Here is an 18714-nt window from a genome sequence, read left to right as displayed (position 1 = left end):
GTCGATGGTTCACAGCAGGGTAGCGGCAGTGCAGATGGTCAGTAGCGCTGATATCCATGCCAATATTGCCTCGGCCAGCAGACTGATTGCCAAAGCAGCGGCCGCTGGCGCGGCGTTGGTGGTTTTGCCGGAGAACTTTGCTGTGCTTGATGGCGGGCCCCAGGCTCAGTTTGCTGAGCACGAAGGCGACATGAATGGCCTGCTGCAGGGATTTCTGTCGGCACAGGCCCGGCTCCATGGCATTGAGCTGGTGGCGGGTACCATTCCTCTGCTGACGCGGCCGTCCCGCGACGGTGTCGATGCTGAACTGCTAACTGATGGCCGGGTCAGGCCCGCATCGCTGGTTTTTGATCGACAGGGTGGCATTATCGCCCGCTACGACAAGATGCACCTGTTTGATGTTGAGGTCAGTGATCGGCAGGCCCGTTATGCCGAGTCTGACAGCTTTGAGGCGGGTGACGAGGTTGTGGTGGTGGATACCGGGGTCGCGCGTCTGGGGCTGACGATCTGTTATGACTTGCGCTTCCCGGAATTGTTCCGGCGCCTGTTCAACGAACGTGCGGAACTGGTGACGGTGCCGTCCGCGTTCACGCGGGTAACCGGAGAAGCACACTGGGAAGTTCTGTTGCGGGCCCGCGCCATCGAGAATCAGTGTTATGTTATTGGTGCCGGTCAGGGTGGCGTGCATAATGAGCGCCGTGAAACCTACGGACACAGCATGATTGTCGATCCCTGGGGTCGCGTGCTGGACGTGCTGGCTGACGGAGAAGGAATCGTCGTCGCGGACATTGATTTGCCTGCGCTACACGAGCTGCGCCGAAAAATGCCGGTGTTTTCGCACCGACGCCTGTAAAACTGATATTAATAATGATGCAAGGAGTTTCATGTTGGACAAAGGTTTACTGACCAATATCTGTGCATTGCTGCTGACGCTGACGGGGTTGCTGTTACCAGGAGCTGTTGGCAGTGTGGTGTTGAGTGTAGGGCTGTTTGCGTTATCGGGCGCACTGACCAATTCACTGGCCATTCATATGCTTTTCGAGCGAGTGCCCGGTTTTTATGGTTCGGGTGTCATCGCGTTGCATTTCGAAGAATTCAAGGTCGGCATCAAGGACATGGTCATGGAGCAGTTCTTCAGTAGCGATAATCTGGAGCGATTTTTTGATACTGAGTCCGTGATGAGCAGCGGCCTGCAGCAATTGATGCCGGCCATGATAGATGAGCTTGATCTGGACAGGGCGTTTGATTCACTGTCTGAATCAATCATGCAGTCTTCAATGGGTGGCATGGTAGGCATGATTGGCGGGCCTAAAGCACTTGAAGGTTTACGCGAACCCTTCGCTCAGCGCATGCGAGAGTATCTCAGATCGTTTGCGGCGTCTCCTGCCTTTATCAGTGCGCTTGACGAAAAGGTGGGTGCTGTCAGTCGCAGCGAGGCAGTGCTGAGCAAAATCGAGGAGCTGGTCGATAGACGCTTGCAGGAGCTGACGCCGCAACAGGTCAAAGAGATTGTGCAGAGAATGATAAAGCAACATCTGGGCTGGCTGGTGGTCTGGGGCGGCGTTGTTGGCGGTATACTGGGGCTGGTTTTTGCTTTGATCGGATTGTTGTGAGCACCGCCGGGCGCTAAACAGTATGGGTGTTCAGAAATGAATGACGCGGCAATATTTCCTGATCATGGAATTGCATAGGTTGTTGACGCAATCATGTGCAATTGTGGCATTTTGTATCATTAGATGTAAAAAGCCATGTTGATAGTCTAGAATCGCCGGGACTAAAATCGAATTGCAGTATTGGATCGTTCCAATAACCCGTTTTTTAACCCCAGAGTGTGTGATTTATTATGGCAAGACCAGTTGAGTTTGTTTACGAAGATGTGTTGACCAATGCAATGGAGCAGTTCTGGCGCGAAGGTTTTGAAGCCAGCTCAGTACAAAAATTGCTTGATGTTACCGGCATCAATCGTGGGACGCTGTATAACTCATTCGGCGACAAAGATACGTTTTTCAAATCCTGTCTGGAGCACTACAGCAAACTGGTTGACAAAGAGCTGTCTGCTTCCCTCAATAATGAAGAACTGGCGCCTTGGGCCGCCATTGAAAAATACTTTGACCTGGCTGTGTTGAGTGCAAGTAACAAGCGCCGCACCATGGGCTGTCTGCTGGTTAATTCCTTTTGTGAAAGTATCAACTACGACAAGGACATCCAGAAGCTGGTCAAGACCTACTACGGCAATATCCGAAAATCCCTGCTGAAGCGCCTCAAGGATGCTGACAAGGCAGGAAATCTGGCCAAGGGTGTCAGCCCGGAACTGGCTGCTGACATCCTGATCAATACCCTTAGCGGGCTGCGTGTGCATTCACGCGAAGGCAAGAGTGCCAAGCAGTTGGCGGAAGTTGTTGCCTTCACTGTCAAGTCGCTGAAATAAAGTCGCCGTTTACGGCATATAAGGCCCAAGGTCTATCTGTTGTTTACCCTGTTGTGGTCGGGTCGATATCAGGTATACTTGAGCCATCTAATGTCGGTGTTCCGGCAGCAAAGTGTCGTTGGGCTGTTAGTCTCCACCGCGTGAAGGGTGGCTAAAAGTCAATAAAAACAAATATTTAAAGTTTCTGTGGTATTAATTTATGAAAAAACTGGCAGGCAGCAGAAAAAAAGACGAAAGCAATATTGACCTGACACCCATGCTTGACGTGGTCTTCATCCTGTTGATTTTCTTCGTCGTGACAGCCACTTTCCTGTCCGAGCAGGCAATCGACGCGGCCAGTAACGAAAATAACGATACACCTCCGGAAACGGATGATGAGAACAAAAACATTCTCATTGAGTTGAGCCAGAATAACGAGATTCGTTTTAATGGTGAACCTCGTGCCGTTCTCGAAAGTCAGGTGCGCGCCAACATTGACCGCCTGAAGGCGGAGAATCCTTCTGCAACGGTCATCGTCCGCCCAGCCGAGACGTCTAACGTCAACGTGTTGGTTATGGTGATGGATGCAGCTCGCCAGGCCGGGATCATGAATATCTCGATTGTGGAACCCTGAGCCGCGGCCCCTCCGCATTGCTCAGCGCAGTTCTATAAAAACGCACCTTCAGGGGTGCGTTTTTCGTTTCCGGGCAGGTAAACTACACACACCAAGCGCCTGCAGTCCCTGATTTTTTCCCTTACAGGAGCCCCGTGTGAGCACCTCTCGCGATCAAAAGCGCACTCTCTGGTATGACGATAGCGCCCAGCAACTCAGGATCATTGACCAGACGCAACTACCTCATCAGCTGCAGGTCGTCGCAATCGAGACTCTGGAGCAGGCCTGTGACGCCATCGTGAATATGCAGGTGCGTGGTGCGCCGCTCATTGGTATCACGGCTGCATTTGGCGTTCATCTGGCGTTGCGGCGCGATGCCGGCGCGTTGGCGCAGACCTGTGAAACCCTGGCAAAAACCCGGCCAACAGCGATAAATCTGCAATGGGCGCTGTCGCGCCTGTCAGAAGGACTCGTGTCGGTGCCGCAGGCACAACGTGCTGAGGCGGCGCTGGAGATGGCCAAAACCATGCTGGAAGAAGATGCCGCCGCCTGCAGCGCCATTGGCGATTTTGGTCTGGAGCTGCTGTCAGCGTTGCTGACTGAAAAGCAGGCACTCGGTGGCGACTCAGTATTGAATATATTGACCCATTGTAACGCGGGCTGGCTGGCTACTGGCGGTTGGGGGACAGCGCTGGCACCAATTTACAAAGCGCATCAGGCAGGATTACCCGTGCACGTATGGGTGGACGAAACCCGACCCCGTAATCAGGGCGCCTCGCTGACAGCCTGGGAGCTGGCACAGAGCGGCGTACCACATACACTGGTGGTTGATAACGCGGGTGGCCATCTGATGCAGCATGGCATGGTGGATGTCTGTCTGGTGGGGAGCGATCGCACCACCGCCAGTGGCGATGTCTGTAACAAGATTGGTACCTACCTCAAAGCACTGGCAGCCTATGATAACGCCGTGCCGTTTTACGTAGCCCTGCCGACATCGACCATCGACTTTGAGCTGGAAGAGGGTGTGCGTGACATACCGATAGAGGAGCGGGCCGGTGATGAGGTCACTCATGTTTCAGGAATTGATGAGGCAGGGGTCAAGCGCAAGGTCGCGATTGCACCTGCGGCAACCCGGGTCAGCAATTTTGGCTTTGACGTAACCCCCGCACGACTGGTGTCCGGCCTGATTACTGAAAAAGGCGTCTTTCCGGCCACGGGGCAGGGTTTACAGGATATTCGGGCCCGACTATAGCGAGTTACTGACAGGTCTACAGGTCCGGGCCTAGCCTGGCGGCCAGGTCATCTGGCGGCCACCCAGAATGTGCAGGTGTATGTGATGAACGGTCTGGCCACCTTGGTCGCCAGTGTTGATCACCAGCCTGAAACCGTCACTGGCGACCCCCTGCTTCTGCGCAATCTGTTGCCCGGTCAGTAGCAGCTTGCCCATCAGGGCTTCATCGTCGGGGCCAGCGTCGCAGACACTGTTCAAATGTTTGCGCGGAATTACCAGTATATGTGTTGGCGCTGTCGGGTTAATATCGTGAAACGCGTAGACATGTTCATCGCTGTACACTTCCTGCGAAGGTATGTCTCCGGCAGCAATACGGCAAAACAGGCAGTCATTTGACATGAATGGGTTCCCTCGGCGTCGTTGATTTTAAAAAGTGTCTGGAGCGCAAAATAACATGATGCATCCACAAATACACCTCAGAGCAGCGCGCAAGATGCTGGTGTTGCTGCTGTTTCTGGTCAGTTGCGGCGCGCGCGGCGACATCAGCATTTATGACTATACAGTGATTAATAGTTATCCTCACAATACCCGCTATTTTACCCAGGGCCTGTTCATGCATGATGGCTTTTTGTATGAGGGTACAGGTCAGTACGGTGAGTCCGCCCTGCGCAAATTGAATCTGGACGATGGCGAAGTGCTGCAGCAGAAAGCGCTGGGTCGCCGCTATTTTGGTGAAGGCATCACTGTGGCCGGAGATCGCATTTACCAGCTTACCTGGCGGGAGAACATGGTTTTTGTTCACGATCTGGAGACTTTTGACACCCTCGATTCGCATTATCTGGCCACCGAAGGCTGGGGGCTGGCCTGGAATGGAGAGCATCTTATTATCAGTGACGGCAGCGATCGGCTGTTTTTTTATGATCCGGATGGCTTCCAGGAAGTGCGCAGTGTGGCAGTGACTTTTCAGGGGCGACCTGTGCGTTACCTGAATGAGCTGGAGTATATCAGGGGTGAAGTCTGGGCCAATATCTGGACCAGCAACGAAATAGTCCGCATTGATCCGCAATCGGGTGAAGTGCAGTCTGTGATTGATCTGTCAGGGTTACGGGAACTGGCTGATGCGCAGAGCAGTGACGCCGTGCTTAACGGCATAGCCTGGGACGCTGAGCGCGAGCGTTTGCTGGTGACAGGCAAGCTGTGGGCGAAAATTTTCGAGATTGAACTGCACGAGCGACCTTGAGCAAGCGTATGCCTGGCAAAATGCGGAACCTGTTGATTGCTGCGCTGGTGCTGGCTGCTGTCAGCGCCTGCGACAGTGTGGCGTATTATACCCAGGCAGTGACGGGTCAGGTTTCACTGCTGTGGCAGCGGCAGCCCATCGAAGAGCTATTGTCAGATCCCTCACTGGATCCAGTCTTGCGTCAAAAACTGGAGGTTGTCCGGCAGGCGACTGATTACGCTGAGCAGAGTCTCGAACTGTCAGCGAACGGCAGCTACCAGAGCTACGTGGAGCTGGAACGGCGCCACCTGGTGTGGGATGTTTTTGCTGCGCCGCCATTTTCCACTCAGCCGGTGTCCTGGTGTTTTCCGATTGCGGGCTGCGTCGACTACCGTGGGTACTTCTCTGAAGATGCAGCTATGGCTTATGCCAGCAATTTGCAGGCCCGGGGCATGGATGTCTTTGTTGGTGGTGTGGATGCCTATTCAACACTGGGCTGGTTTAATGATCCAGTGCCCAGTACCGTTATTCAGCGCCCGGATCATCAATTGGTGGCGTTGATTTTCCATGAACTGGCGCACCAGAAACTATATCTGCCAGGTGATACAGCGTTCAACGAAAGTTTTGCCAGTTTCGTCAGTCAGGAAGGTTTGCGGCGCTGGCTTGATCTGCAGCAGCAGCCGGAACTGTTTGTGCAGTCCGTGCAGGATTTGCTTGAGCAACAGCGCTTCATTGATTTTGTGCTGGATTATCGCAGACGTTTTACCGCCCTGTTTGCCAGTCATGTGAGCGAGGAGGACATGATTGTACAAAAGCAGGCGTTACAGGAACAGATGCGGCAGGACTGGCGCGAGCAAACGGAGTCAGGCAATGATCGCTATCGCGCGTGGTTCCGGGGGCCTCTGAACAACGCGCAGCTGTCCACCGTAGGGTCTTATTATACCTGGGTGCCGGCATTTTCAGCCCTGTTTGACAGCAGTGGTCAGGACTTCGAGGAGTTTTATCGCGCCGTGGCTGAGCTGGCTGCTCTGCCACCGGAGCCACGGCAGGGCCGGCTCCAGTCGCTTATGCCGGCTGAGCCTGTTTTCAGTCCAGCCGTGTCGAGCATTTCTATTAGCCCTGACCCTGCTGTTGATCGAGTCTTGTTTCCAGGTTCTGCACCAGCTCGCGGTAAAACTGTGAGCTCAGATCAGTTTCAGCAGCTTTGCGGTACTGCGCCAGTGCGTCTTCCAGGCGACCTTCACGTTCGTAGAGCCTGCCCAGCGTCCGGTTCATGAAGGCATTGTCCGGCATCACCTCGGCTGCCGTCTGATAGACCCGAATGGCTTTATCGGTATGGCCTTTACTGTCGTAAAGATTGCCAATCAGGTGCACCTGCGAGTCGTCCCGGGGGTCGGCGTGGATGGCACGCACATCATACTCAATGGATTCCTCAAAGCGCTCAGCGCGGCGCAGGAGTTCACCGATGGTTTTCAGGGAGGCTGTCAGGGGCGTACTGGCCTCCTGCTGCAGTTCAATAAACCGCGCCAGCATGGGGATGGCCGCCTGCTGTTGGTCCCGGCTCAGATAGATATTGGCCAGATTACGGTAGGCATCGGCCAGATTCGGGTCAGCAGCGACGGCCAGTCGGTATTCTTCCACCGCTTCGTCGTAGCGCTCGAGATTGTTATAGGTATTGGCGCGACGGTAATGTCGCTGCGCCAGCTCTGAGCTTGATGTCGCGACTGCACGCTCCTGCACGGTTGCGCCTGTCTGGGCGAAGCTGTGGCTGGCCTGAATGGTTAACAGGCAGGCCCCGAGGGCCAGTAACACTGGGCCCAGCCGGGAGCGGCTCGGGGTATTCATCGATTTTTTCATACGTTCGTTCAAACCTGCGTCATGAAATCCAGCATGATTGTGCCTGCACCGGACAGATCGGGCAAGCCTGAACAACAATACTAACGGCGACACGGGCGAAGGCCAAGGGGTGGTGGCATCAAGCTGTGATAATTTGTGACGCCGGTGCCTGATCTTGCCACCTGATTCACCTATAATGGGATGGGTCTGGGGCCGACTGACCCGATTCAAGGAGTTTTCCATCATGCCGCCATCCAAGCCTGCGCTCAGGCCTCCATTCAAGCCACAACTCAGGTGCTTGTGCGGGCACTCCACGCGTGCCTGCCGGTCAGGCTGCCGAGGCCGGGTCAGGGCATGACCTCGCTCAGGATCTTTGCCGGACCGCGTGCGCTGGAACGTTTGCGCTCGGAAGGGTTCGTTGCCGACAGTTTTTCCTGGCTGGCAGGCGCATCAGGGGGGCCGAAATGGTTTGTTTTGCATGGTATTGACCGTTACCTTGCGTCTTCTTTTTTTCACGACCGGCAAACACCCTTACACATGATCGGGTCGTCTGCGGGTGCCTGGCGGCTGGCCTGTTTTGCGCAGCGCGACCCGGTGATCGCGCTGGAGACACTGGCAAAATTTTATTCTCAGCAGACCTATTCGCAGAATCCCGATGCGCAGGTGATCAGCCGTGAAGCGCGGGCCATGCTGTCAGCAGTCATGGGAGCACAGGGCGCGGCAGATATCGCCGGCAACGCTGTCATGCGCCTGCATGTCATCGCTGATCGCGCTCGCGGATTGCTGCGCTCAGATCGCCGCTTGCCATTGAGCCTGGGACTGGCGGCCAGTGCTGCCGGCAATCTGCTCAGCCGGCGCGCATTGGCCTGCTTCTTTGAACGCCATATTTTCCACAATTCCCATGACGGCGCACAAACGTTGCCATTGTCGGATCTTCCCAGTCAGTACGTTGCATTGACGCCGGAGAATGTGCCCGATGCGCTGATGGCCAGTGGCTCGATTCCGTTTATCATGGAGTCTGTACAAAATGTCAGTGGTACAAAACCGGGCAGTGTCTTTCGTGATGGCGGTATTACCGATTACCACCTTGATTTGCCTTTCCAACAGTCTGAAGGGCTGGTACTGTACCCGCACTTTTACGCGGGGATAACGCCGGGCTGGTTCGACAGGTTCGTACCCTGGCGAAAAGCGCATCGCGACTATTATGACAATGTAGTGTTACTGTCCCCATCGCGGGAGTTCGTCGCCTCATTACCTTATGGCAAGATTCCTGACCGCAATGACTTTAAACACCTGGATGCCGTTGAGCGCCTGCGCTACTGGCAGCGTGTGCTGCAGGAAAGCGAGCGCCTGGCTGATGATTTCCGGGCGCTGGTGGAGACAGGAAGGGGGCTGGAGAAAATTCAGGTGTTTCAATCGCAGAGGATAAAACATGCTTGATCGGATGACGCTGCTAAATGCGGTTTCGCGCGGTTGCAGGCTGCTGGTAATGGCGACAACATGTTTGCTGTTGGCGGGCTGTCTGGGCACCGTGGTGGGATCGGCCGTTGACGTCACGCTGGAAGTTGCCAAGGTTCCATTCAAGGTTGCCGGTGCTGCCATCGATGTGGCAAGCGGCGATGATGACGATGACAAAGCTAATAACGAGGACAAGGATGACTAGTCACGCGGAAGGCACTACCCGGTCGCCGAGGCAAATGGACGTGCCTGCAGGTTACACGCACTGGCATGGCGATCGCGCAGAAGACCACAACGGCCCTTTCTTTTTTAAGCTCGATGGCGATGACATCAGCACGGTCTTTCGAGTCGGGCCGGAGAATTGCAATGCGCACAACACACTGCATGGTGGCATCCTGATGATGTTCGCCGACTATACTTTGTGTCTGGCAGCTATCGGCGGCACGCATGAAGGGGTGGTCACCGTTACCTGTAACAACGAGTTCGTCGGGCCGGCGTTTGACGGGGATCTGGTGACCGGCCGGGGTGAAGTGACGCGCAAGGGCGGTTCGCTGATATTCGCGCGCGCAGTGATTGAGGCCAATGGCAAAACCATTCTTACCAGCAGCGCCGTGCTAAAGCGCGTGCCACGTCCCGCTGTAGACTGAGTCAGCCCGGCAGAGGTGGTATTTATCGTGCCGCCCTCAGTCGCCCCTCTCAGTCTTTAGGGTCTGGCAGATGATATAATCTGGCTGCGGTACCATAAAACATCGCGTGTTTTTCCGTTTCTGAAAAATCAGCACTCAGTTTTTTGAATGCATTCCACACCACCGGGTAGCTGATTGAAAGCCTGTCCACCGGGAAATTACTTTCAAACATGCAGCGCTCCGGGCCAAAGCACTCAATCATGTGCATGTAATAAGGTTTCTGTGCACTGACCAGTTCGTCTGAACTGGCCGGGCGGTCACGGGTATGCCAATCGTAACCATTGTCAGGCATGGCCAGACCACCCAGTTTCACGTAAACGTTGGGGCATCGTGCCAGGCGCCGCATGTCCTGCTTCCACTGGGTAAATATTGCATCGCGCGAGCCGCGATAGACGCCGACACCCAGCGGCGTGCCGAAGTGGTCCAGAATCAGCGTGGTATCTGGCACCGCTTCGGCCAGATCGCAGAAATCTTCGTTCTGATGATGATAGTGCCAGGTATCATAGGTTAGCCCCATGGTGCCAAGCAATTTCAGGCCCTGCCGGAAATTTTCCTGACCGTACAGATAGGCAGGCGCGGGGCCGGGGATAACCAGATCTTCGGGTCTCGGGTCACGTGCGCCGGCCTGCCGGATACCCTTGAACAGGTCGCCAGCAATTTGTTGATGGGCTTCCAGTACGCTGCGCAGAAAGCCGGGATCGTCACCCAGGCGCAGGTCAGCATTGGCAACGATGGCGTTCAATTGCGCCTTTTCCGGTTGCCGGTGGCTCTGTCTCGCGATATCGGTAATGACCCGGGTTTCGCCGAGGGATTGCAGATGGCTCTCGACTTCCTTGTCATAGAATGCGCGACATTCTATGAATACAGTTTGTTTGATATTGTGGCCGGTGTCAGTATCTGCCCACAGGTCCGCAAGCAGATAGTCCTGATTAAAACGTTTGCGCCACAAGTGATGATGGGGGTCAATGATGGGGCGGTGCGGGTCAATGATGTCTTCCTGAACCTGCTGCAGCCATTCCGCATTGCGGGCTATCACCTGTGTCATGTCTCCTCACTTAGTTTGCTGACCTGTGGTTATTTATTAATCATACCAGTAATCGCGGCGCGGTTTGATCGGTGCCAGCAGAAAATAGAATATCCAGGCAAACCACGACAGAAATATGATGGCCAGTATCCAGGCCAGCTTTTCGCCGCCACTGGTCTTGTCCGAATTCAGAATGATCAGGATAGGCAGCAACCAGATAAAAGCCGCTGCCAGCACAACAATCAGGCCCAGCCCGGCGCCAATCAACGGTAAAGCCAGCATGGCCAGAACAAGGAAAACCAGGATGGTACAAACGTTTTTAACGACATTCATGATCAGACACTCCTGCAGCGACTGCGATAAAGAACAATGCTCGGGCAGACACTCGACCCGGCTCTACCTTGTACTATTACAATTATTAATACTAAAGCCAGATCCGTGCCAATAAATTAAAGATCATAAAAATCAGTTGTTTATTTTTGTTCCTGGTTTGCACGCCGGTGAGGCTCGCCAATTCTTAGCGAATTTCAACACATGGCCTGGATCAGAAACGGTCCTGGCTCCTGATAACTGCGTTGCAGCAGACGGGCGAACTCTTCCGCCGTGTTTGCCGTCGCAGACGGTACCCCCATGCTTTTGGACAGCATTTCCCAGTCGATGTCCGGGTTGCCGATATCAAACAGACTGGCGGCAATCGGCCCGACGTCAGTGACGCCCAGACGGCCATATTCGATATTCAGGATATTGTATTTTCGGTTAGCAAAAATGACGGTGGTCACGTTCAGTTGCTCGCGTGCCTGTGTCCACAGACTCTGAATCGTGTAGGCGGCGCCACCGTCGCCGAGCAGAGCCAGCACGCGTCTGTCGGGGCAGGCCAGCGCGGCGCCGGTGGCAACCGGACTGCCCTGACCAATGGAGCCACCGGTCAGGCTTAACCACGTGTTCGGCGCCGCGGTCTGGCAGACCGGGTGGGCCGCATTGCCGGCGCCTGAATCGGTGGCGACTATGACATTCTCGGGCAGGGTGGCCGCAATCACCTGCAGCATGTTGCGCGTATTCATGTCACCGTTGGGGATGCTCAGGTCTGCGCGCTCAAAGCGGGCCGGTGTTGCTTGGTCAGCGGCCAGTCGTTCCGACAATTGCTGCAGGGCATTGTTGGCATCCTCTTCAATTCGTGCCAGCGTATGGACTTCGCAGCCTTCAGGTACCAGGCGGCTGGGCGTGGTTTGATAGGCAAAGAAACTGGCTGGAATCTGGCCGCCAACCAGAATCAGATGCCTGACGCCTTCCAGTGACGCCAGGATATGTTCCGGGAAGTACGGCATGCGCTCTACCGCGGTTGAGCCAGCGCCGCCGTCAATGCGGGCCGGAAAGGTGCCGGTCATGATGCGGCAGCCGGTCTTGGCGCTGATGCGTCCTGCCAGCTCCAGCGATGCTGCGGTGGCACCATCATGTTCCAGCACAACAACACATTTTTCGCCGCTTTCCAGCGCCTGCGCAACGGCCTCGACGTTGGCTGCATCCACCACCGCGCGACGGGGAATGCCATTGGCTTTGGCCACTCCGGGCGAATCACCCCAGGCTGCATCTGCGCCCAGGATCAATGTAGAGATCTGCCCCTGTGATCCCGGCGTGGCGCGCAAGGTCGCCGTGTAGGCTTCCGCGCCGTCCTGCGCCAGGGTGTCCGCCGTGCTGCAGGATTTGATCCAGCAGGAGAAATTACGCGCCAGCGTGTCGATGTCGGACGTCAGCGGGGCGTCGTAGCCCATGTGAAACTGTGGGTGGTTGCCAACCAGATTGATTATGGGAGTACCGGCCTTGCGCGCGTTATGCAGGTTGGCAATGCCGTTGGCCAGCCCCGGCCCCAGATGAAGCAGTGTTGCTGCCGGTTTGCCGGTCATACGTCCGTAACCATCGGCGGCCCCTGTGCACACCCCTTCGAACAGGGCCAGTACGCTGCGCATCTTCGGCACCTGGTCCAGTGCCTGTACCAGGTGCATTTCGGATGTGCCGGGGTTGGCAAGGCAAAGTTCTACGCCGGCATTGGCCAGGGTTTCGATAAGGGCTCGGGCACCGTTCATGGCACTGTTCTCCGTGTTTCGGTTGGCAGATTTGACGGACCCGGGGCCTGTCAAAGAGATTTGTTCTGGGCGCTTATCATAGGCACTGACGGGTATGACGGCAAGCCGGAGTTGGTCAGTGTGCCGCCAGGCCGCGGCAGGCGCATTGTATGCTTGATCGCGTAGATTTCTTTGATATGATGACGCCACTACAGAGTGGCCGCGTGTTTGCCTGATGAAACACCGACTTATCTCCATAACGGGTTACACAACAGAAGCATCGCTGATCATTGATTTACTCCAGATTGACTCATGTTTTGCCATCGCACCACCGTGTCCGCGCGCCCATGGCCGACGCAGGCATGCGTGGCGGGCTACTGAGCCTGATGTTCGTCATTATCGCTTTCTGGGCGCTGCTGACTGCCACTGATTTGCGCGCGCAAACGCAGGTTAATTCATCTCCACCTCCCATTGATGGTCCTGCCATCCTCGTGCCGACGGACTTTGACCAGGTCAGGTTCTATCTGATCACCGTCGATGTCGGCGATAGCGTCTGGGACAACTTTGGCCACACTGCGTTGCGCCTGGTGGATGACAGTACAAATACGGACCTGGTGTTCAACTGGGGGCTGTTTGATGCCAGTATCGGCAATGTGCGTTTTGCGGCCAATTTTGCACGCGGCATCATGGACTATCAGTTGGGAGTGACCCCACCAGGCTGGGAGTTGGGCCGATATCAGCAGGAAGCGCGCACGGTCTGGCAGGATCAGCTGGTACTGAGTAACACCCAGAAGCAGCGTCTTTACGAGCGCCTGGCGTGGAATATTCGGGATGAGAATCTTGTCTACGAATACGATTATTTTTTCGATAATTGCACAACGCGTGTGCGCGACTATCTGGATGAGGCGCTGGGCGGTCTGCTCAGCGAGCAAAACAGAGCGCTGACCCGATCAACATTCCGCGATGAAGTGCAGGCGCATTATGCCAGCCGGCCACTGATCTCGTTTTCACTTGATGTGTTGATGAATGAACGCATCGACCGGCGTATGACACAGTGGGAGCAGATGTTTCTGCCACTGGAATTGCGCGAGCAACTGGATCGTGCCGGGCTGTTGACCGATCAGCAGGTTCTGATGGAGTTTCCTTCGCCCGAGGCCGGTGTAGACCCCTACCAAATGGCTGGCCTGTTGGTGATCCCGGGTCTGCTGTTGCTGCTGTGCCTGAGGTCAGCGTCAATTGCTTCATTCTCCAGCCAACCCGGTCTGTCCTTGCGCATGCCAGCGCTGAGCTATCGCCTGCTGGGTCTGCTGGGCCTGGTCATAGCCCTGTTCAGCGGCGTCTATGGCCTGATCATGAGCCTGGGCTGGTTGTTTTCCAGTCATCAGGATATTCACGGCAACCTGAATCTGTTGCTGTTCTGGCCGACTGATCTGTTTGGCGTTGTTGTCGCCTTGCGCTGGCTGCTGACCGGGCGGGCCTGGCCAGTTGGCAGTGGACGCCATCAATGGGTCATGACTTATTTCATCATCCATATCATGGCGGCGCTGGTTTATCTGGTGATTGCGATTTTTGGTCTGTCCGATCAACGCGTGAGTGATCTGCTGCTATTTGTACTGCCGGTTCTGGCTGTGTTCACCGTGCTGGTTATGACGGCAGGGTTGAGTCGGGTACGATCAATCAGGTTTGGCTGATTCGTTATTGGTTGCCAATCCGTCGCGGTCAGAGAAAATACAGAATCAGCACCATCCCCAGGGCAATGCGGTAGATAACAAACGGCTGCATGCCCATGCGTTTGATAAACTCCAGAAAGTAGTGAATGCACAGGTAGGCGCTGATGCCGGAAATGACGATGCCGGCCAGCACCGCTGACCAGTCTGTGGCCGCGCCAACGTTGACCAGCTCAATTGTTTCCAGGCCGCAGGCAATCATGATCACAGGTATCGACAGCAGGAAAGAAAAACGTGCTGCCGCCTCCCGGCTCAACCCCAGCAACAGTGCCGCCGTGATGGTGATGCCGGAACGCGACGTGCCCGGAATTAAAGCCAGCGCCTGGGCGAAACCGATAAACGCAACGTCTTTCCAGTTGAGCTGACGTTCGTCACGTTGCCCGCGATGTTTCCAGTCCGCCCAGCCGAGTGCAAGGCCAAACACAATAAGCCCGGCAGCCATGTAGAGTGGTGAGCGCAGGGTGTCCGCAATGACATTCTGAAAGGCAAGCCCGGCCAGTCCCACCGGAATCGTGCCAAGCAGCACCGCCCATGCAAGCCGGGCGTCACTGTCCAGGCGGCGGCTAACAATCGATTGCAGCCAGCTTTGCGTCATCGCCCACAGGTCGTCACGGAAATAGATCAATACCGCAGCCAGACTGCCCACGTGCAAGGCAACATCAAATGCCAGTCCCTGATCCTGCCAGCCTGTCAGTACGGGCACCAGAATCAGGTGTGCAGAGCTGGACACGGGCAAAAATTCAGTGATGCCCTGAACCAGCGCCAGCACTATTATTTGTAGCCAATCCATGTGCGTTTCTCTTCAAGTCGGATGGTTTAATGCCGCGCCATTGTCTTTGGCAGTATCGCCAGCGAAACGCTGATCATTGTCAGTATTGTTCCGGGTCGACCATGGGCGCCCAGTTGCCCATAAACTGGGCACCATCAGCAACGATGCTGGCGCCATTGATATAGCGCGCAGCCGGGGAGCACAGGAACAGGGTGACGGCTGCCATTTCTTCGGCTGTGCCCATACGATGGGCGGGGACATCACGCAACGTCGTTTCCGCCAGATCGTTGTACTCGGCAGAAGCGAACTCTTCCTCATGCACGCCCTGGGTGTCGATGGTGCCCGGTGCCAGCGCATTGATGGTGACACCCTGTCGGGCCAGATAATAGGCCATGCTCTGCGTCATGCTGACGACACCGGCGCGCGCTGCGCCAGAGTGCACGAACGGAGGCGCGCCGCGATTGAATGAATATACGTGAACCATATTGACGATGGCGCCGAACCCGCGCGCAGCCATCAGGGGCGCGACCCGGCTGCACATGTTCCAGGTGCCGTTCAGGTTCAGGTCAACCACTGCGCGCCACCCACCGTCGCTGATCTGCGATGGCCGGGCCGGGAACTGGCCGCCGGCATTATTGATCAGGAAGTCGATATCACCAAAGCGTTCAGTGGCGGCGGCGACCAGGGCTTCCACATCGCTGACCTCGCGAATGTTGGTCTTTACCGCAAGGCAGGCAGTACCGTTGGCCGCAAAGCGCTCGGCAGCGGCATTAAGGCTGTTTTCGTGGCGACCGGCGATCACCAGGTTGGCGCCGTAACGGGCAAAGGCCTCAGCAATGGCAAGCCCGATACCACGCGCGCCGCCGGTTATCAGTGCCGTCTTTCCCCGGAACAGATCAGGGCGGAAGATGTCCAGTGGCGCGTCAGTCATGATGATTCCTTGCGTGCTATCGAGTCGTTTTAATCGCTTTTGAGCCTCGGATCGTATTAATGACCGGACCCGCGCGATGATATAGAAGCAGTAGGCAGGAAGGCCAGTGATTAGGCGTGAAATTTATCGAACAACTGTTCGAATACTGCATTCTCACGACGGGTAAAAAGTGTTAAAGTCTGCCTCCCTGCACGGTTCCTGTTGTTGCCATACTGGGGCTGAGGACTGCCTGAAGTCGTCATACAGGCATAAAAAAATGGTATTTGTATTGCTATTTTATTCTGCAAATAGTTGAATTTACTAATGTTTCGGGAGATTCCCTGTGAATGCTGATTTCACTACTGAAGAACTAGAGTTTCAGAAAGAAGTCCAGGACTTTCTAAAAGCGGAATTTCCGCAAGACATCAAGCACAAGGTAGACAATGGCATCAAGCTGGAGAAAGATGACTTTGTGCGCTGGCAAAAAATTCTCTACAAAAAAGGCTGGGTTGCGCCGAACTGGCCCGAGGAATACGGCGGCACTGGCTGGACACCAACGCAAAAATACATCTTTGCACTGGAAATGGGCTTGTACGGTGCCATGGAGCCGGTCGCTTTCGGTATGAAAATGGTGGCGCCGGTCATCTACAGCTACGGCAACGAAGAACAGAAAAAGCGATTCCTTCCCGATATTCTGCAAAGCAACGTCTGGTGGTGTCAGGGTTATTCCGAGCCCAATGCCGGTTCAGACCTGGCGTCATTAAAAACCACGGCCGTGCGCGAAGGCGACCATTACATCGTTAATGGCACCAAGACCTGGAACACGCTGGGGCAGTATGCTGACTGGATTTTCTGTCTGGTGCGCACCGACAATACGGTGAAGAAGCAGGAAGGTATCAGCTTCCTGTTGATCGACATGAAGACGCCGGGTATTACCTTGTCGCCCATCGTGCTGCTGGACGGCGAACCCGAAGTCAACGAGGTGCATTTTGACAACGTCAAGGTACCGGTCGAGAACCTGATTGGCGAAGAAAACAAAGGCTGGACCTATGCCAAGGTGCTGCTGACGCACGAGCGTACCAATATTGCCCAGGTGCCAAACTCAAAGCTCAAGCTGCAAAAGCTGCGTAATCTGGCCGCCAATACTGCCGATGGTTACGGCGGCACGCTGCTGGATAACCCGGTCTTCAAACGCAAGCTGGCGGAAGTTGAGATCCAGGTGCTGGCGCTCGAGTTTGCCGAGTTGCGTACACTGGCCGCCGTGAGTGTGGGTAAGGCGCCAGGCCCTGAATCATCGATTCTAAAGATTGTTGGTACCGAAGCTACCCAGTTTATCGATGAGCTCTATATGGAAGTGGCGGCTTACCACAGTCTGCCGCATGTGCCAGAGCAATTCACTGACGGCTTTGACGGTGAGCATGTAGGTAAGGGCTCGGTGGCAGCGAGTGCCAACACCTACTTCAATAACCGTAAGAAATCGATCTACGGTGGATCCAATGAGATTCAGAAGAACATCATCAGCAAAGCTGTGTTGGGCCTGTAATCGCACACTGACTATTTTCGAGAGGTAATACATCGTGGATTTTTCCTACAGTGAAGAGCAGCAGATGCTGCAGGACAGCGTGCAGAAATTTGTCAAAGGCCAGTACGACTTTGATACACGCAAAAAAATTGTTGAGAGCGATCAGGGCTTTAGCGCGGACTACTGGAGCCTGTTCGCCGAACTTGGCTGGCTGACGGTACCGTTCAGCGAAGAGGACGGCGGTTTTGGTGGTTCTGCTGTGGACCTGATGGTGGTGATGGAAGAGTTTGGCAAAGGCATGGTGGTTGAGCCGTTCCTGGCGACAACCGTGCTCAGTGGAGGGCTGGTCAGCGAGCTGGGCAGTGAGGCACAAAAGCAGGACATGCTGGCCGCGATCATGGAAGGCAAGCTGCAACTGGCCACAGCGGTCGCAGAGGCTGATAGCCGTTACAATCTGGCCTCAGTTGCGACTACTGCAAGCAAGGCCGGCGACGGTTATGTGATTTCCGGCACCAAGGTTGTTGTATTTAACGGTCCTGCCGCTGACAAGCTGCTGGTGGTCGCGCGTACATCGGGGCAGAAGTTTGATCGCGATGGCATTTCAGTTTTTGTGGTTGATGCCGGCGCCAAAGGCGTCAGCACACGAAGCTATACCGCCGTGGACGGTCACCGTGCCGCTGAAATACATCTGCAGGATGTGCAGGTGACGGCGGATGCGCTGCTGGGCACGGAAGGCAAAGCGCTGGAATCACTGGAGGTCGTAATCGACCGAGCCACGCTGGCAGTCAGTGCCGAGGCCGTAGGTGCTTTGACCTGCCTGCTGCAGAAAACTGTGGAATACACCAAAACGCGCAAACAGTTTGGCGTTGCCATCGGCACCTTTCAGGCGCTGCAGCACCGCATGGCGGACATGTTTGTCGAGTGCGAGCTGGCGCGTTCAATCGTAATCATGGCAGCCATGAAACTCGACAGTGCAGCCAGCGCTGCTGACAAAGCCAAAGCAGTGGCGGCGGCCAAAAGCCGTGTTGGTCGCGCCATGCGCCTGGTAGGTCAGGAGGCTGTTCAGATTCATGGCGGTATCGCCGTGACTGACGAGCTTGATGTGGGGCATTACTTCAAGCGGGTTACCACCATTGAGCATCAGTTTGGTGATACCGACTATCAGACCATGCGCTATGCTGCGCTCTGATGGTCTGCCGTAACTAGTCTGCTGTCAGCATCTGCTTGCTGATCAGTATGCTGCTACGATAAA

The 18714-nt window shown here is 55.4% G+C and carries 19 protein-coding genes and 1 pseudogene; 13 read left to right on the top strand and 7 right to left on the bottom strand.

Annotation, left to right across the window (positions count from 1 at the left end):
• Positions 1-4 precede the first annotated feature (4 nt).
• The 5 genes from PHACT_RS05365 (at position 5) to mtnA (ending at position 4272) form a co-directional block, all read left to right on the top strand.
• Positions 5-853: a carbon-nitrogen hydrolase family protein gene (locus PHACT_RS05365; protein WP_070118170.1), complete on the top strand. Its 849-nt coding sequence runs from the start codon at positions 5-7 to the stop codon at positions 851-853.
• Between the two features lie 31 nt (positions 854-884).
• Complete coding sequence (locus tag PHACT_RS05360; protein ID WP_070116248.1) at positions 885-1613, top strand: DUF445 family protein; 729 nt, start codon at positions 885-887, stop codon at positions 1611-1613.
• A gap of 230 nt (positions 1614-1843) precedes the next feature.
• Positions 1844-2428, top strand: a complete 585-nt coding sequence (locus tag PHACT_RS05355) for a TetR/AcrR family transcriptional regulator (protein ID WP_070116247.1) — start codon at positions 1844-1846, stop codon at positions 2426-2428.
• 199 nt (positions 2429-2627) lie between these two features.
• Entirely contained in the window at positions 2628-3041 is a 414-nt protein-coding gene (locus PHACT_RS05350) for an ExbD/TolR family protein (protein WP_070116246.1), read from the top strand.
• A gap of 136 nt (positions 3042-3177) precedes the next feature.
• Positions 3178-4272, top strand: a complete 1095-nt coding sequence (mtnA, locus tag PHACT_RS05345; protein WP_070116245.1) for an S-methyl-5-thioribose-1-phosphate isomerase — start codon at positions 3178-3180, stop codon at positions 4270-4272.
• A gap of 30 nt (positions 4273-4302) precedes the next feature.
• On the opposite strand, the gene PHACT_RS05340 is transcribed toward mtnA, so the two are convergent.
• Positions 4303-4650, bottom strand: a complete 348-nt coding sequence (locus tag PHACT_RS05340; RefSeq protein ID WP_070116244.1) for a histidine triad nucleotide-binding protein — start codon at positions 4648-4650, stop codon at positions 4303-4305.
• Positions 4651-4705: 55 nt separating this feature from the next.
• Here PHACT_RS05340 and PHACT_RS05335 point away from each other — a divergent pair, with 55 nt between their 5' ends.
• Entirely contained in the window at positions 4706-5491 is a 786-nt protein-coding gene (locus PHACT_RS05335; RefSeq protein WP_245730595.1) for a glutaminyl-peptide cyclotransferase, read from the top strand.
• Between the two features lie 8 nt (positions 5492-5499).
• Positions 5500-6513: pseudogene (locus PHACT_RS16490) on the top strand (aminopeptidase); the annotation flags it as partial.
• 70 nt (positions 6514-6583) lie between these two features.
• Here PHACT_RS16490 and PHACT_RS15985 read toward each other — a convergent pair.
• Entirely contained in the window at positions 6584-7327 is a 744-nt protein-coding gene (locus PHACT_RS15985; protein ID WP_169819396.1) for a tetratricopeptide repeat protein, read from the bottom strand.
• 333 nt (positions 7328-7660) lie between these two features.
• Here PHACT_RS15985 and PHACT_RS05320 point away from each other — a divergent pair, with 333 nt between their 5' ends.
• Genes PHACT_RS05320 through PHACT_RS05310 form a run of 3 tightly spaced genes read left to right on the top strand, consistent with a single transcriptional unit; the run spans position 7661 to position 9411 of the window.
• Positions 7661-8746 (top strand): patatin-like phospholipase family protein, encoded by a 1086-nt coding sequence (locus PHACT_RS05320; protein ID WP_070116241.1) that lies wholly within the window; start codon positions 7661-7663, stop codon positions 8744-8746.
• A 49-nt stretch (positions 8747-8795) separates the two neighbouring features.
• The gene (locus tag PHACT_RS05315; RefSeq protein ID WP_169819395.1) at positions 8796-8969 is read left to right on the top strand and encodes a hypothetical protein; all 174 of its coding nucleotides are present in this window, start codon (positions 8796-8798) and stop codon (positions 8967-8969) included.
• On the top strand, positions 8962-9411 hold the full coding sequence (locus tag PHACT_RS05310; protein ID WP_070116240.1) for a PaaI family thioesterase: 450 nt from the start codon (positions 8962-8964) through the stop codon (positions 9409-9411). Before PHACT_RS05315 ends, PHACT_RS05310 begins: the two co-directional genes overlap by 8 nt.
• Positions 9412-9460: 49 nt before the next feature.
• Here the strand turns inward: PHACT_RS05310 and PHACT_RS05305 are convergent, their stop codons facing one another.
• The 3 genes from PHACT_RS05305 to PHACT_RS05295 form a co-directional block, all read right to left on the bottom strand.
• Entirely contained in the window at positions 9461-10495 is a 1035-nt protein-coding gene (locus PHACT_RS05305; protein WP_070116239.1) for an amidohydrolase family protein, read from the bottom strand.
• Positions 10496-10531: 36 nt separating this feature from the next.
• Complete coding sequence (locus PHACT_RS05300) at positions 10532-10807, bottom strand: PLDc N-terminal domain-containing protein (RefSeq protein ID WP_070116238.1); 276 nt, start codon at positions 10805-10807, stop codon at positions 10532-10534.
• A gap of 194 nt (positions 10808-11001) precedes the next feature.
• On the bottom strand, positions 11002-12555 hold the full coding sequence (locus tag PHACT_RS05295; RefSeq protein WP_070116237.1) for an acetolactate synthase large subunit: 1554 nt from the start codon (positions 12553-12555) through the stop codon (positions 11002-11004).
• Between the two features lie 296 nt (positions 12556-12851).
• On the opposite strand from PHACT_RS05295, the gene PHACT_RS05290 reads away from it, so the two are divergent.
• Complete coding sequence (locus PHACT_RS05290; protein WP_139141448.1) at positions 12852-14225, top strand: lipoprotein N-acyltransferase Lnb domain-containing protein; 1374 nt, start codon at positions 12852-12854, stop codon at positions 14223-14225.
• A gap of 28 nt (positions 14226-14253) precedes the next feature.
• On the opposite strand, the gene PHACT_RS05285 is transcribed toward PHACT_RS05290, so the two are convergent.
• Both PHACT_RS05285 and PHACT_RS05280 read right to left on the bottom strand, forming a co-directional pair.
• Positions 14254-15051: an undecaprenyl-diphosphate phosphatase gene (locus PHACT_RS05285; protein ID WP_070116235.1), complete on the bottom strand. Its 798-nt coding sequence runs from the start codon at positions 15049-15051 to the stop codon at positions 14254-14256.
• A gap of 79 nt (positions 15052-15130) precedes the next feature.
• Entirely contained in the window at positions 15131-15961 is an 831-nt protein-coding gene (locus PHACT_RS05280) for an SDR family NAD(P)-dependent oxidoreductase (protein ID WP_083264364.1), read from the bottom strand.
• Between the two features lie 322 nt (positions 15962-16283).
• Here PHACT_RS05280 and PHACT_RS05275 point away from each other — a divergent pair, with 322 nt between their 5' ends.
• Positions 16284-17483: an acyl-CoA dehydrogenase family protein gene (locus PHACT_RS05275; protein ID WP_070116234.1), complete on the top strand. Its 1200-nt coding sequence runs from the start codon at positions 16284-16286 to the stop codon at positions 17481-17483.
• A 34-nt stretch (positions 17484-17517) separates the two neighbouring features.
• Positions 17518-18651, top strand: a complete 1134-nt coding sequence (locus tag PHACT_RS05270; RefSeq protein ID WP_070116233.1) for an acyl-CoA dehydrogenase family protein — start codon at positions 17518-17520, stop codon at positions 18649-18651.
• Positions 18652-18714 lie beyond the last annotated feature (63 nt).

The organism is Pseudohongiella acticola (genome assembly GCF_001758195.1).
GTDB lineage: Bacteria > Pseudomonadota > Gammaproteobacteria > Pseudomonadales > Pseudohongiellaceae > Pseudohongiella > Pseudohongiella acticola.
This window is presented reverse-complemented; position numbering and strand designations above follow the sequence as displayed.